The organism is Pseudomonas sp. EL_65y_Pfl1_R83 (genome assembly GCF_963970695.1).
Lineage (GTDB): Bacteria > Pseudomonadota > Gammaproteobacteria > Pseudomonadales > Pseudomonadaceae > Aquipseudomonas > Aquipseudomonas tritici.
In genome coordinates, this window is the sequence record NZ_CAXAQI010000007.1 from 311,905 (window position 1) to 324,609 (window position 12,705).

General features: G+C 58.2%; 14 protein-coding genes. 5 read left to right on the forward strand and 9 right to left on the reverse strand.

The window, feature by feature from the left end; all coding sequences use genetic code 11:
- Positions 1-87 precede the first annotated feature (87 nt).
- Complete coding sequence (locus AACY08_RS13370) at positions 88-783, forward strand: lipoate--protein ligase family protein (protein ID WP_339469823.1); 696 nt, start codon at positions 88-90, stop codon at positions 781-783.
- Here the strand turns inward: AACY08_RS13370 and crp are convergent.
- A complete protein-coding gene (gene crp, locus AACY08_RS13375) occupies positions 780-1,424 on the reverse strand; it encodes a cAMP-activated global transcriptional regulator CRP (protein WP_065871978.1) in 645 nt (214 codons plus the stop codon). The genes AACY08_RS13370 and crp overlap by 4 nt on opposite strands.
- A gap of 246 nt (positions 1,425-1,670) precedes the next feature.
- On the opposite strand from crp, the gene AACY08_RS13380 reads away from it, so the two are divergent.
- Positions 1,671-2,093 (forward strand): OsmC family protein, encoded by a 423-nt coding sequence (locus tag AACY08_RS13380; protein ID WP_005792019.1) that lies wholly within the window; start codon positions 1,671-1,673, stop codon positions 2,091-2,093.
- A 61-nt stretch (positions 2,094-2,154) separates the two neighbouring features.
- Here AACY08_RS13380 and coq7 read toward each other — a convergent pair whose 3' ends face one another.
- From coq7 to hemJ, 6 genes are all read right to left on the reverse strand, one after another.
- A complete protein-coding gene (coq7, locus tag AACY08_RS13385) occupies positions 2,155-2,802 on the reverse strand; it encodes a 2-polyprenyl-3-methyl-6-methoxy-1,4-benzoquinone monooxygenase (protein ID WP_339415439.1) in 648 nt (215 codons plus the stop codon).
- Positions 2,803-2,918: 116 nt separating this feature from the next.
- The gene (locus AACY08_RS13390; RefSeq protein ID WP_339469824.1) at positions 2,919-3,257 is read right to left on the reverse strand and encodes a histidine triad nucleotide-binding protein; all 339 of its coding nucleotides are present in this window, start codon (positions 3,255-3,257) and stop codon (positions 2,919-2,921) included.
- 46 nt (positions 3,258-3,303) lie between these two features.
- Entirely contained in the window at positions 3,304-4,092 is a 789-nt protein-coding gene (locus tag AACY08_RS13395) for an SDR family NAD(P)-dependent oxidoreductase (protein ID WP_339415440.1), read from the reverse strand.
- A gap of 62 nt (positions 4,093-4,154) precedes the next feature.
- Entirely contained in the window at positions 4,155-5,117 is a 963-nt protein-coding gene (locus AACY08_RS13400) for a DUF805 domain-containing protein (protein WP_339469825.1), read from the reverse strand.
- A 69-nt stretch (positions 5,118-5,186) separates the two neighbouring features.
- Complete coding sequence (locus AACY08_RS13405) at positions 5,187-6,149, reverse strand: NAD(P)H-dependent flavin oxidoreductase (RefSeq protein ID WP_339469826.1); 963 nt, start codon at positions 6,147-6,149, stop codon at positions 5,187-5,189.
- 24 nt (positions 6,150-6,173) lie between these two features.
- Positions 6,174-6,602 carry a protoporphyrinogen oxidase HemJ gene (hemJ, locus tag AACY08_RS13410; RefSeq protein ID WP_339415443.1) on the reverse strand — a complete coding sequence of 143 codons (429 nt, stop codon included), beginning with the start codon at positions 6,600-6,602 and terminating at the stop codon, positions 6,174-6,176.
- 135 nt (positions 6,603-6,737) lie between these two features.
- Between hemJ and argC the strand changes: the two genes are divergently transcribed.
- Positions 6,738-7,772: an N-acetyl-gamma-glutamyl-phosphate reductase gene (gene argC / locus AACY08_RS13415; protein ID WP_010206935.1), complete on the forward strand. Its 1,035-nt coding sequence runs from the start codon at positions 6,738-6,740 to the stop codon at positions 7,770-7,772.
- A gap of 153 nt (positions 7,773-7,925) precedes the next feature.
- Positions 7,926-8,276 carry an iron-sulfur cluster insertion protein ErpA gene (erpA, locus tag AACY08_RS13420; protein ID WP_003176443.1) on the forward strand — a complete coding sequence of 117 codons (351 nt, stop codon included), beginning with the start codon at positions 7,926-7,928 and terminating at the stop codon, positions 8,274-8,276.
- A gap of 77 nt (positions 8,277-8,353) precedes the next feature.
- Here erpA and AACY08_RS13425 read toward each other — a convergent pair whose 3' ends face one another.
- Together AACY08_RS13425 and AACY08_RS13430 are read right to left on the reverse strand one after the other, a co-directional pair.
- On the reverse strand, positions 8,354-9,445 hold the full coding sequence (locus tag AACY08_RS13425) for an anhydro-N-acetylmuramic acid kinase (RefSeq protein ID WP_339469827.1): 1,092 nt from the start codon (positions 9,443-9,445) through the stop codon (positions 8,354-8,356).
- A 3-nt stretch (positions 9,446-9,448) separates the two neighbouring features.
- Positions 9,449-10,858, reverse strand: coding sequence for a peptidoglycan DD-metalloendopeptidase family protein (locus tag AACY08_RS13430; RefSeq protein WP_339415446.1), 1,410 nt, complete (start codon positions 10,856-10,858; stop codon positions 9,449-9,451).
- Positions 10,859-11,067: 209 nt separating this feature from the next.
- On the opposite strand from AACY08_RS13430, the gene tyrS reads away from it, so the two are divergent.
- Entirely contained in the window at positions 11,068-12,267 is a 1,200-nt protein-coding gene (gene tyrS, locus AACY08_RS13435) for a tyrosine--tRNA ligase (RefSeq protein WP_339469836.1), read from the forward strand.
- Positions 12,268-12,705 lie beyond the last annotated feature (438 nt).

A 12,705-nucleotide genomic window follows, 5' to 3' on the forward strand; every position in this document is an offset into this window, starting at 1 on the left:
CACATATTCAGTGACTGACCCACCGCATTCGCGAGCAAGCCCGCTCCCACATTGGGTTTTGTGTTTATTCAGATAGGTAGGTGTTTGATGGTTAAGCCGGTGTCGATGACTGTTGAAGCTGGGCTGGCCGCCGAGCAAGCCTTGCTGGCAGCCGTTTGCGCCGGTGAGCAGGAATTCGGCCTGCTGTTCTGGCAACCCAGCGATCAAGCCTTGGTGATGCCGCGTCGTTTAAGTCGGCTACCGGCGTTCGAAACCGCCAGCCAGGTCTCGGCCGCCGCCGGTTGGCCTGTATTGCTACGCGAGACCGGCGGTGAGCCGGTGCCGCAATCAAGTGCCACGGTCAATATCGCACTGGTCTACGCGCCACCGCGCAGCGAGGGCGATCAGAACCGCATCGAAACCGGCTACTTGCGTTTATGCCAGCCGATCTGCGACTTGCTGATCGAGCTGGGTGGCGACGCCTCTGTCGGCGAAATCGACGGGGCATTTTGCGACGGTCGCTACAACGTCAACCTCAACGGTCGAAAAATGGTCGGCACCGCGCAGCGCTGGCGCCAAAGCGGTGGCCGCCCGGTGGGGTTGGTGCACGGTGCCTTGTTGCTGGATAACGACCGCGATGCGTTGATCACGGCGGTCAACCGCTTTAACGAAGCCTGCGGTCTCGAGCAGCGGGTTCGCGCCGACAGCCATATCGCTCTGCACGAAGCCTTCCCAGCACCGGATGCGATCAGCCGGCTGGATACCTTGTATCGTCAAATGCTGGCCAGCGTCCTGCCGGGTTAACGGGTGCCGAACACCACCATCGTCTTGCCTTTGACGTGCACCAGGCTGCGCTCTTCCAAGTCTTTGAGCACGCGACCGACCATCTCCCGTGAACAGCCGACAATGCGCCCGATTTCCTGGCGTGTGACCTTGATCTGCATGCCGTCGGGGTGAGTCATGGCGTCGGGCTGTTTGCACAACTCCAGCAGGCAGCGGGCTACTCGGCCGGTCACATCAAAGAATGCCAGGTCGCCGACCTTGCGCGTGGTGTCGCGCAGGCGCTGGGCAATCTGCCCGCTGAGGGCGTAGAGGATGTCGGGATCCTGCTGGGCCAGTTCGCGGAACTTGGCGTAGCTGATCTCAGCGACTTCGCACTCGATCTTGGCACGTACCCAGGCGCTGCGTTTCTGTTCCTTACCGGCTTGTTCGAACAGCCCCAACTCCCCAAAAAAATCTCCGGTGTTCAGGTAGGCGATGATCATCTCACGGCCGTCTTCATCCTCGATCAGAATGGTGACCGAGCCTTTGATAATGAAGAACAGTGTTTCTGAACGTTCGCCGGCGCAGATGATGTTGTGCTTGGCCGGATGGCGACGGCGCTGGCAGTGCATCAACAGTTTGTCGAGATTCTTGATCTTGGATATGGGAGTAAGGGCAACCATGGTTGTGTCCCGAAAAAACTGCGCGAGGTAGTTGGAGTCGTTGTATTCGTCGGTATCGGCATTGATACACATTGCATGAATGGTGGCGAAGAGCCATCCATTTGGCGCCAGCTTAACAGACACATCCTGTCTCGATTAGCCCATTTTTGGCGCAAACCCTGCTATTGATCGCTTTTGCGTGAAACGCTGACGCGTGCGGGCCCTGTGCTAAGCTGGCGACCCTTTTTTAGCAGTGGAGTCTGGGCGATGAAGGCACGCATCCAATGGGCGGGCGAAGCCATGTTTCTCGGAGAGTCGGGCAGTGGCCATGTGGTGGTCATGGACGGCCCTCCGGAAGCCGGTGGCCGTAACCTGGGCGTACGCCCGATGGAAATGCTCCTGCTTGGCGTAGGCGGTTGCAGCAATTTCGACGTGGTCAGCATCCTGAAAAAGTCCCGCCAGGCCGTGGAAAGCTGCGAAGCCTTCCTGGAAGCCGAGCGCGCCACTGAAGATCCCAAGGTATTCACCAAGATCCATATGCATTTCGTGGTGAAGGGCCGGGCGTTGAAGGAAGCCCAGGTCAAGCGTGCTATCGAGCTGTCGGCTGAGAAGTACTGCTCGGCGTCGATCATGCTCGGCGCGGCCGGTGTGGCCATCACCCATGATTACGAAATCATCGAATTGGGCTGATCGCTCAATCGGCAAAAAGAAAGGGCGCTGTGACGGCGCCCTTTTTTTGGATTTTATACGCTTAGATACGATAGGTGCTTTTGGTCATGACCTTGGCCAAGAGGCTCATGCCTAACCTTACCGGCGCCGGGAAGCGGAAACCGCCAGCATCCAGTGCGCTTTCGGCGTGGTGTTCTTCATCGATACGCATCTGCTCAAGAATCGCCCGGGACTTTTCGTCTTCGGCCGGCAGTTGTTCCAGATGCTCATCCAGATGCTTGCACACCTGACGTTCGGTCGCCGCGACAAAACCCAGGCTGACCTTGTCGCTGATCAGCCCGGCAGTAGCGCCGATACCAAACGACAAGCCATAAAACAGCGGGTTCAGCACGCTGGGATGGCTGCCGAGTTGGCGAATGCGTTGTTCGCACCAGGCCAAGTGATCGATTTCCTCTTCGGCGGCATGTTCCATGGCGGCGCGTACCTGCGGTAACTTGGCAGTCAGCGCCTGGCCCTGGTAGAGCGCCTGGGCACAGACTTCACCGGTGTGGTTGATGCGCATTAGGCCGGCGACGTGGCGGGTCTCGGTCTCGCTCATCTGTGCGTCGGGGCGCACGATGGCGGGCGAGGGGCGATACGGTTGGCCGCTGAATGGCAGCAGCGTGCGCATGGCCGTGTCGGCTTGCAGCAACAAACGGTCAATCGGCGAGTAGTGACGTTGGGTAGTCATGCTGACCTCCGGGAAGAATCTCGGCGGCCAGTTTACCGCAAGAGAGGGGGAAGCGTTTGCGCCGCGTCAAGGGCATGGGGTCGCAGCCTGGGTCACGACCCATGTTCGAGGGCCGATCAGCCCGGCGGCCAGTTCATCTGGCGCTGACCCAGCACGTGCATATGGATGTGATAAACGGTCTGCCCGCCGTCTTCATTGCAGTTCATCACCACACGAAAACCTTTTTCGCAGCCTTGCTCAACGGCCAGGCGCTGGGCGGTGAACAGAATATGACCTGCTAGGGCTTTGTCGTCTTCTGTCAGGTCGTTCAACGTGCGGATAGGTTTCTTGGGAATGACCAGAAAATGCACGGGTGCCTGCTGTGCAATATCGTGGAAGGCCAGGACCTGGTCATCCTCGTAGATAATCTTCGCGGGTATTTCTCTGTTGATGATCTTGGTGAACAGAGTATCCACAGCTGTTTCTCCATTATGAATGTGCAGGGTGAGTGTACTCAGCCGTTCAGCGCGGGCAATAGGCCTTGTTAATGGCACCGGCGATCTTGCGGGTCAGCCATCGGGGGCTGAAACGTGGACTGAAGGCGATCCAGCGGTTGCGTCGGCCGGGAATGATGATGGCTTTGTTCTTTTCCAGGGCGCGCACGGTATAAAGCGCCACTTCTTCGGGGCTCATCAGTTGTTGGCTACGGTCGAGCTTGGCGGTGTCCATTTGCGCGGTGCCGAAGAATGCAGTGCGTGTCGGGCCGGGGCAGAGGACCGAGACCTTGATGCCGCAGGTCTTCAACTCTTCGCGCAGACCTTCGGAAAAGTGCAGTACGTAGGCTTTGCTGGCGTAGTAGGTGCTCATCCACGGGCCTGGCTGGAATGCCGCGACGGACGCTACATTGAGAATCTGCCCGCCGCCCTGCAGGGCCATGGTGTTACCGAGGGCATGGCACATACGAGTCAGGGCCAGGATGTTGACCTCTATGAGGTCTTGCTCGGTCATCCAGTCCTGAGCCAGGAAGGGACCGCTGGTGCCGATGCCGGCGCAGTTCACCAGCAAGTCGATCTGCCGTTCGCCTTCTTCAAGCTCCAGCAGGAAGCCGGACAAGCGCAGTGGCTCGCCCAGGTCGCAGGCCCGGAACAGCACCTCGACACCGAAGCGTTGAGTCAATTCGATTGCAATGCTTTCCAACTGATCACGCTGGCGGGCCACCAGAATCAAGCTGCGGCCGCGACGGGCCAGCGCTTCGGCCAAGGCCAGGCCGATGCCGCTGGAGGCGCCGGTGATCAGAGCGTAACGGGTCATGCCTTTCTCCATCGCAACACCGCCGCGCCTGTGACAAAGGCATCACAGGCCGGCGCGTTTCTTTACTGTTCTGGAGAGTCTACAGGTTCGCCCGCTTCGTCAGCACTTTGCGCTTCGTCTTCTTCTACGGCCGTGGCTTGGTCGGCATCTTCATCGGCGGTGATGGAGCTGCTTTCGTAGCTGCTGTCCATGTTGGCTTCGAGTTGGTTCAGGTAACCGTTCATGCCCAGGGTCACCACGATGGCGAGCATGACTGGGATAAACGCCAACCACAGCGTGGCCAGGACTTTTACCGCTGTGGAGTTGCGGGGTGGTGGTGCGCCGTATTGGTTGGCGCCTGCATTTCCTGGCAATACCAGCAACAGGATCGGGAAGACGCTGTTCACCAGCGGTACCAGGTTGAGGAAGTACAGCCAGCCTGACCAACCCAGATCGTGCAGGCGCTGCACACCGATTTGTACACTGACCCACACCAGCGCAACAAACAACGCGAGACCCAGCAACACCCCAAGGAGGGTACCTGCGGTTGGCGAGGCGGTGGCGACCGCAAAGCTGACGGTGCTGATGATGCCACCCGCGACCAGCATCGCTAGGGTCAACACGAGTGTCCAGGCGAGATACCGCAGTCGCCCGATGCGCCCGTGGATAGTGAAGACTTTTAGGGTGGAGTACTCCGGCAGGTTTTCACCTACGGCAGCGCGCGGCGGTGCATAGGGTGAAGCGTCCGGGCGGGAGAAGTCGGAAGCTCCGGAATCCGTCTCATGGGTTTCGGCGAGGCTGAAGGCTACGGGTTGTTCGGCTTCGATGCGTGCGTCGACCCCGGCGTTTTTCAGCGCGGTGAGGTAGGTTTCCGCATCCGGGCGCGACAGGTCACGTTTGAGCGCAACAGGGCGGCCGGTGAAGAGCTTCTCGATGGCTTCAACTTCGCTCTTGAACAGCTCGGCCAGGTTCAGTTTTGCTGTGGTGCTTTCGACGCCCGGGAGCAAGGCCCCATCAAACACAATCTTGAAACGGTTGTCGCTCATGCGGGCTTCCTTGTCACTTGTTCAGGGAGGTTGTGCAGGCCCGCTCAATCGGCGGGCCTTGCGGTTGGGTCAGCGAGGCCAGCGCAGTTGAACTGCCTGTTCGCGTGCCTTGCGGTATTCGGCATCGAGGCGCGCAACCAGTTCATCGACACTTGGCAAATCATCGATTTCACCGACACCTTGGCCGGCAGACCATACAGTCTTCCATGCTTTGGCCTCGTCGCTCAACGGTTTGAGCTTGGAGCCAAAGTTGACTTCGCCTTTGCCTTGCAGGGCGGCGAGGTCGAAGCCGGCGTTTTCCAGGCTCTGGCGCATAAAGCTGGCGGGGACGCCGGAGACAGCAGGAGTGTGCACGATGTCGGCGGCGCGCGATGTGAGCAGCATCTCTTTATAGGCATCCGGGGCATGGCTTTCAGTGGTGCCAATAAAGCGAGTGCCGAAATAGGCCAAGTCGGCGCCGAGCAGTTGGGCGGCGAGAATCTCGTGCCCGTGGTTGAGGCAGCCGGCCAGCAGCAGCGTTTTGTCGAAGAACTGGCGAATCTCGGCGATCAGCGCGAACGGGCTCCAAGTGCCAGCATGGCCCCCGGCGCCCGCGGCTACGGCGATCAGGCCATCCACGCCGGCTTCGGCCGCCTTTTCAGCGTGGCGCCGAGTGGTGACGTCGTGGAACACCAGGCCGCCGTAGCTGTGCACGGCGTCTACCAGTTCCTTCACAGCGCCCAGGCTGGTAATGACGATCGGTACTTTGTGTTCAACGCAGATCGCCAGGTCCGCCTCCAGGCGCGGGTTGCTGCTGTGCACGATCAGGTTGACGGCGTAGGGCGCAGGATTGTCCAGCGCTGCCAGGCCCGCTTCGATTTCCTCCAGCCAGGCCTTGAACCCGCTGCTTTCGCGTTGGTTAAGCGCCGGGAAGCTCCCGACCACCCCATTGCGGCAGCACGCCAGGACCAGTTGCGGGTTGGAAATCAGAAACATCGGCGCAACCACGACGGGCAGGCGCATACGTTGTTCAAGCAGAGCGGGCAGCGACATTGGAGGTACCCCGAGTAATTGAAGTTAGAACGGTTTGACCACGACTAAAATTACGATAGCCAGCAATATCAGAACGGGTACTTCATTGAACCAGCGATAAAAGACATGGCTGCGGGTGTTCTCGCCACGGGCGAAACGTTTTACCTGAGCACCGCACATATGGTGGTAGCCGATCAGCAACACCACCAGGGTCAGCTTGGCGTGGATCCAGGCGCCCGATTGAAAGATGCCGGGGTTGAGGGCGATCAGCCAAATACCGAATACCAGGCTGGCCAGCATCGCCGGATTCATGATGCCGCGGTACAACTTGCGCTCCATGACGCTGAAGCGTTCCTTGCTGACGGTGTCCTCGCTTTGGGCGTGGTAGACGAACAGGCGTGGCAGGTAGAACAGCCCGGCAAACCAGCAGACGATGCTGACAATGTGGAAGGCTTTGATCCATAGATAGAGCATTTCTAGTTATTCCCAGGTTCACGGTAACTGAAGATAGTAGTGGCTCATGCGCCCGTACGTCACGTTGACGGTTGTCGCAGGACGATACGGCCCCTATTATCGACGGCTTTCCAGTGGTTCGTTGAGGGCAGGTTTATGGTCAAGGTCGGTATCGTCGGCGGCACGGGTTACACCGGTGTCGAATTGCTGCGTCTGTTGGCTCAGCATCCGCAAGCTGAGGTTGTGGTCATCACCTCCCGATCCGAGGCCGGCCTGGCCGTGGCCGACATGTATCCGAACCTGCGAGGCCATTACGATGGCCTGGCGTTCAGCGTTCCGGACATCAAGACCCTGGGCGCCTGCGACGTGGTGTTCTTCGCCACCCCTCATGGTGTTGCCCATGCCTTGGCTGGTGAGCTGCTGGCGGCGGGCACCAAGGTGATCGATCTGTCGGCGGACTTCCGTTTGCAGGACGCTGATGAATGGGCCAAGTGGTATGGCCAGCCTCACGGTGCGCCTGAACTGCTGGAGGAAGCTGTCTATGGCCTGCCGGAAGTCAATCGTGAGCAGATCAAGCAAGCGCGTTTGATCGCGGTACCCGGTTGCTATCCAACAGCCACTCAACTGGGTTTCCTGCCATTGCTGGAGGCTGGGTTGGCGGACGCTTCGCGCTTGATCGCAGACTGCAAGTCGGGCGTGAGCGGTGCTGGCCGTGGCGCGGCGGTCGGTTCGCTTTATTCCGAGACGTCAGAAAGCATGAAGGCCTATGCAGTAAAAGGGCATCGCCACTTGCCGGAAATCCGCCAGGGGCTGCGTCGCGCGGCCGGTAAAGACGTGGGCCTGACCTTCGTACCGCACCTGACGCCGATGATTCGCGGCATTCACTCTACGTTGTACGCAACGGTGGTTGATCGCTCGGTAGACCTTCAGGCGCTGTTCGAAAAACGTTATGCCAACGAACCGTTCGTCGACGTTATGCCAGCCGGCAGCCACCCGGAAACCCGCAGCGTGCGTGGCGCCAATGTGTGCCGGATTGCTGTGCATCGTCCGCAGGATGGCGACCTGGTCGTGGTGCTGTCGGTGATCGATAACCTGGTCAAGGGCGCGTCGGGCCAGGCGGTGCAGAACATGAACATCTTGTTTGGCCTGGATGAGAAGCTGGGCCTGTCCCACGCAGGCATGCTGCCTTAAGGGCAGCGGCAAGCTTCAAGTCATCAGCGGCAAGCTTGAAGCTAGTAGCTCGAAGCTTGCCGCTGCTCCCATAATAGTTGACCGCTTTTCTAGGAGAAGCGGATAATGCCTGCCATTACGCATATGGCGGCGGTACGCCGGGAGATTATTAGCATGAGCGTTGAATCCTTCACCCCCACGGCTTTGCAATTCACCCACGGTGCTGCGCACAAGGTGAAGAGCCTGGTCGATGAAGAGGGTAATGATCGCTTGAAGCTGCGCGTATTTGTTACGGGCGGCGGTTGTTCAGGGTTTCAGTACGGTTTTACCTTCGATGAAGATGTAGCCGATGATGACACCATCGTTGAACGCGAGGGCGTGAGTTTGGTCGTGGACCCGATGAGCTTCCAATACCTGGCAGGAGCCGAGGTGGATTACCAGGAAGGTCTGGAAGGTTCGCGTTTCGTGATCAAGAACCCTAACGCTACCACCACCTGTGGTTGCGGGTCTTCGTTCTCGATCTGATCGACAGGGCATGTTAAAACGCCGCTTGGCTGTGATAGGCCAAGCGGCGTTTTGCTGTCTGCGGATTCTGGAGGCGGTCAGGCAGGGTAGATCGCGCCCAGTACCCGAAGCCCGCGTGCACCGGTGACGCTGGGGCGGTTGGCGGCAATGCCTTCAAGGCAGCAATGGGCCAACCAGGCGAAGGCCATGGCTTCGACCCAGTCGGGGTCCACGCCGTAGGTGGCGGTGCTGCTGACCTGGGTTGATGGCAACAACGCGGCCAGCCGACTCATCAGCGTGGCGTTGTGAGCGCCGCCACCACACACCAGCAGCGTTTCTGTCTGGGGCTGGGCGGACCGTAGGGAATCGACAATGGTCAGGGCGCTCAGCTCCAGCAGCGTGGCTTGCACATCCTGAGGCTCGAACGCGGGCAAGTGGCTGAGGTGTTGGTGCAGCCATCCCAGGTTGAACACTTCGCGCCCGGTGCTTTTAGGGCCCTTGGTCACGAAGAATGGGTCACTGAGCAGGTCGTTGAGTAGTTGAGCCTCTACCTTGCCGCTCGCCGCCCACTGCCCATCACGATCAAAGTGTTCGCCGCGTTGTTGGTGTATCCATGCATCGAGCAGGACATTGCCCGGGCCGCAGTCGAAGCCGGCTACAGGTTTGCCGGTCTCGATCAGGCTGAGGTTGCTGAAACCTCCTACATTCAATACTGCGCGGTTACCGGTGTGGTCACTAAACAGTGCTTCATGGAATGCGGGCACCAGTGGGGCGCCCTGGCCGCCGGCGGCAACATCACGACTGCGGAAGTCGCTGACCACGGTGATACCCGTCAGCTCGGTGAGCAGGGCTGGGTTGCCGATTTGCACGGTAAAGCCCCGGGCGGGTTCATGGCGGATGGTCTGGCCATGGCTGCCAATTACGCGAATGTCCTGAGGCTTGAGGTTTTGTTGCTTGAGCAGAGTGTGAATGCCTTGAGCGGCAAGATTCACCCAGTTCTGTTGGGCAATGGCTGAACGGGCGATCTCATCTGGGCCGCTGGCGCACAGAGCAAGCAGCTCGGCGCGCAGGGTTTCCGGCATGGGAATGTAGTGCGTGGCGATCAGCTTGATCGCCGGATATTGCTCGATCAAGGCAATGTCCAGTCCATCGAGGCTGGTCCCGGACATCACGCCTAAGTAGAGCGCCATACTTTAACGCTTCGCCGAAGCCAGCAGGGTGGAGCGCTCCTGGTCCATGCGTGCCATCAATGGCTGGCTCTGTTGCATGAACCGTGCACGCTCGGCCTTGGCGATCGGGTCGGCCATCGGTAGCTTCTGACCCAGCGGGTCGACGTGTACGCCATTGACCTGGAACTCATAGTGCAAGTGCGGCCCGGTAGAGAGGCCAGTGGTACCGATATAGCCGATCACTTGGCCTTGCTTCACGGTGCCGCCAGTGTGCACACCCTTGGCAAAGCCTTGCATGTGGCCATACAGCGTACGGTAGGTGTTGCCGTGCTGGATGATCACGGTATTGCCGTAGCCACCACGACGGCCGGCCAGCAGCACTTTACCGTCGCCTGCTGCCTTGATCGGCGTGCCACGTGGCGCGGCATAGTCGACGCCTTTGTGGGCGCGGATTTTGTTCAGAATTGGATGCTTGCGACCCATGGAGAAACGCGAGCTAATGCGAGCGAAGTCTACCGGTGTACGGATGAAGGCCTTGCGCATGCTATTGCCGTCGGCGGTGTAGTAGCTGCTATTGCCTTGCTTGTTGGTGTAGCGCACGGCGGTGTAGGTCTTGCCGCGGTTGGTAAAGCGCGCGGAGAGGATGTTGCCAGTGCCCACAACTTTGCCGTTGACGACTTTCTGCTCGTAGATCACATCAAATTCGTCGCCTTGACGGATGTCTTGGGCGAAGTCGATGTCGTAGCCAAAAACACTGGCCATGTCCATGGTCATGCTGTGGGACAGTCCGGCGCGGGCGGCAGATTGCGAAAGGGAGCTGTTGATCACCCCGTGAACGTAGGCCGAGCGCGTCACCGGTTTGGTGGTGATGCGGTTGAAGGCAAAGCCTTTGGCGCCTTTGGTCAGCGTGATGCTTTCAAGGTCGCTGACGGTACTGTGGAGCTTGTTGAGTTGGCCGTCGGGGGTCAGTTCGAATTCAAGCTTTTGACCGCGTTTGAGCTGGGTGAATTGCTTGGCTTGTTTGTCGCTGGCCAGTGCGTCGTTGAGGGTAGCGGCAGGCAGGCCGACTTTCTCGAACAGTGTCGATAGTGTATCGCCCTTGCCTACGATGATTTCGCGGTGCAGAGGACTCTTGGCCACCTCTACAGTCGGCGTCTCGCCAGCTTGCTGTGTGTCTTTCGGGCTGTTTTCTATCTGGGCGAAGGGTGAGCCGGCGGGGGCGTTTGTGGCTTGTTGCGCATCGGAAGCGTCTTGATCTTGTGTCAGTTGTTCAACTGGGCTTTCCAGGTCAAGGCTCAGGGATGTTCGTTTGGCTTCTACGTCACTGGAAGGGAATACCAGGAGTGCCAGGCTGAGAAGGGCGGCGATGCCACTTGCGGCGAGCAAGTGGGTCTTCGGGTAAAGCGGCGGCGCTTTAGACGGTTCAGTGGTCATAGGTAATTTTGACTTTGAAGATGAAATGGAAAAGATGAATGACATGATGAAGATGAAATAACTGTATAAAATATAACCAAATCATCTGTGGCGCAAGCTCGCGAACGCTGGGCTTGCTGAACGGTGTCCGTTCGCAGGGCAAAACTTGTAATTAGTCCCTGATCTTGTATGGTTGGTTCCCTTTTGAATCTGAGCCTTGCGGGTCTGTTATGAAGTCGGTTGAAGAACAGCTAGCGCTGATAAAACGTGGTGCGGAAGAACTGTTGGTCGAAGCTGAGCTGATCGAAAAGCTCAAGCGTGGTCAACCCCTGCGTATTAAGGCTGGCTTTGATCCGACGGCGCCGGATCTGCACCTGGGTCATACCGTGCTTATTAATAAGCTGCGTCAGTTCCAGGAGCTGGGGCATCAGGTCATCTTCCTTATAGGTGATTTCACCGGGATGATCGGTGACCCAAGTGGCAAGAGTGCCACGCGTCCGCCGTTGACTCGTGAGCAGGTGCTTGATAACGCCGAGACCTACAAGACACAGGTGTTCAAGATTCTTGATCCGGCCAAGACCGAGGTGGCGTTCAATTCTACTTGGATGGATCAGATGGGGCCGGCGGATTTCATTCGCTTGACCTCCCAGTACACCGTTGCGCGCATGCTTGAACGTGATGACTTCGACAAGCGTTACTCCACCAACCAGCCGATCGCCATTCATGAGTTCCTCTATCCGCTGGTTCAGGGCTACGACTCGGTAGCGTTGCGTGCTGATGTTGAGCTGGGTGGCACTGATCAGAAATTCAACCTCTTGATGGGGCGTGAACTGCAGCGTGCGTATGGGCAGGAGGCTCAGTGCATTCTGACCATGCCGTTGCTGGAAGGCTTGGATGGCGTCAAGAAGATGTCCAAGTCCTTGGGCAACTATGTCGGTATCCAGGAAGCGCCGGGTGTGATGTACGGCAAGCTGGTTTCGATTCCTGATGCGCTGATGTGGCGCTACTTCGAGTTGCTGAGCTTCCGCTCGATGGATGAGATCAATGCGCTGCGTGCTGACGTAGAAGCAGGCACTAATCCGCGTGACGTGAAAATCAAGCTGGCGGAAGAGATCGTTGCGCGCTTCCATGGTGAAGAGGCTGCGGCCAGTGCTCACCGTGCGGCGGGTAATCGTATGAAGGATGGCGAGCTGCCGGATGATCTGCCGGAGATTGAGCTGTCCGCTGTCGAGGCGATGCCGATCGCTGCTGTCCTTAATAAGGCGGGCTTGGTGAAGAACTCGGCGGTTGCGCGTGATTTGTTGGGTTCCGGTGGTGTGCGTATAGATGGTGAGGTTGTAGACCGCACCTTTATATGCGAGCTGGGTGCTACTCACGTTTGCCAGGCTGGAAAGAAGGCATTTGCGCGTATTACGCTTAAATCCGAATAAACCTGAAATTAAGTGTTGACGGCGATTTATATCTGTCTATAATTCGCCCCACTTCCGGCGCAGTCGAAACGGAAAACTCCTTGGTAAACAAAGAGTTATGCGAAATTCGACAGCGAGTTGCTTTAGTTCATCGAAGCCCAGAAGGAGTTGGTAGAGCAGTGTTGTTTGGCTCTATTAACGTTTCGATCCTCTCGGTCGAAAGCGGGGAAAAAGAGGTGTTGACAGCAGCGTGTAACGCTGTAGAATTCGCCTCCCGCTAACGAGAGATCGGAAGCGCAAGTGGTTGAAGTTGTTGAAGAATTCTTCGAAAACTTCTGAAAATAATCACTTGACAGCAAATGAGGCTGCTGTAGAATGCGCGCCTCGGTTGAGACGAAAGATCTTAACCAACCGCTCTTTAACAACTGAATCAAGCAATTCGTGTGGGTGCTTGTGGAG

What these genes read in the sequence shown, in the direction of transcription:
- AACY08_RS13400 (WP_339469825.1), bottom strand. Translation starts at nt 5,117, where the DNA reads ATGAGCGACAACCGTTTCAAGATTGTGTTTGATGGGGCCTTGCTCCCG.
- AACY08_RS13430 (WP_339415446.1), bottom strand. Translation starts at nt 10,858, where the DNA reads ATGACCACTGAACCGTCTAAAGCGCCGCCGCTTTACCCGAAGACCCAC.
- tyrS (WP_339469836.1), top strand. Translation starts at nt 11,068, where the DNA reads ATGAAGTCGGTTGAAGAACAGCTAGCGCTGATAAAACGTGGTGCGGAA.
- erpA (WP_003176443.1), top strand. Translation starts at nt 7,926, where the DNA reads ATGAGCGTTGAATCCTTCACCCCCACGGCTTTGCAATTCACCCACGGT.
- hemJ (WP_339415443.1), bottom strand. Translation starts at nt 6,602, where the DNA reads ATGCTCTATCTATGGATCAAAGCCTTCCACATTGTCAGCATCGTCTGC.
- AACY08_RS13370 (WP_339469823.1), top strand. Translation starts at nt 88, where the DNA reads ATGGTTAAGCCGGTGTCGATGACTGTTGAAGCTGGGCTGGCCGCCGAG.
- AACY08_RS13425 (WP_339469827.1), bottom strand. Translation starts at nt 9,445, where the DNA reads ATGGCGCTCTACTTAGGCGTGATGTCCGGGACCAGCCTCGATGGACTG.
- coq7 (WP_339415439.1), bottom strand. Translation starts at nt 2,802, where the DNA reads ATGACTACCCAACGTCACTACTCGCCGATTGACCGTTTGTTGCTGCAA.
- argC (WP_010206935.1), top strand. Translation starts at nt 6,738, where the DNA reads ATGGTCAAGGTCGGTATCGTCGGCGGCACGGGTTACACCGGTGTCGAA.
- AACY08_RS13405 (WP_339469826.1), bottom strand. Translation starts at nt 6,149, where the DNA reads ATGTCGCTGCCCGCTCTGCTTGAACAACGTATGCGCCTGCCCGTCGTG.
- AACY08_RS13395 (WP_339415440.1), bottom strand. Translation starts at nt 4,092, where the DNA reads ATGACCCGTTACGCTCTGATCACCGGCGCCTCCAGCGGCATCGGCCTG.
- AACY08_RS13380 (WP_005792019.1), top strand. Translation starts at nt 1,671, where the DNA reads ATGAAGGCACGCATCCAATGGGCGGGCGAAGCCATGTTTCTCGGAGAG.
- crp (WP_065871978.1), bottom strand. Translation starts at nt 1,424, where the DNA reads ATGGTTGCCCTTACTCCCATATCCAAGATCAAGAATCTCGACAAACTG.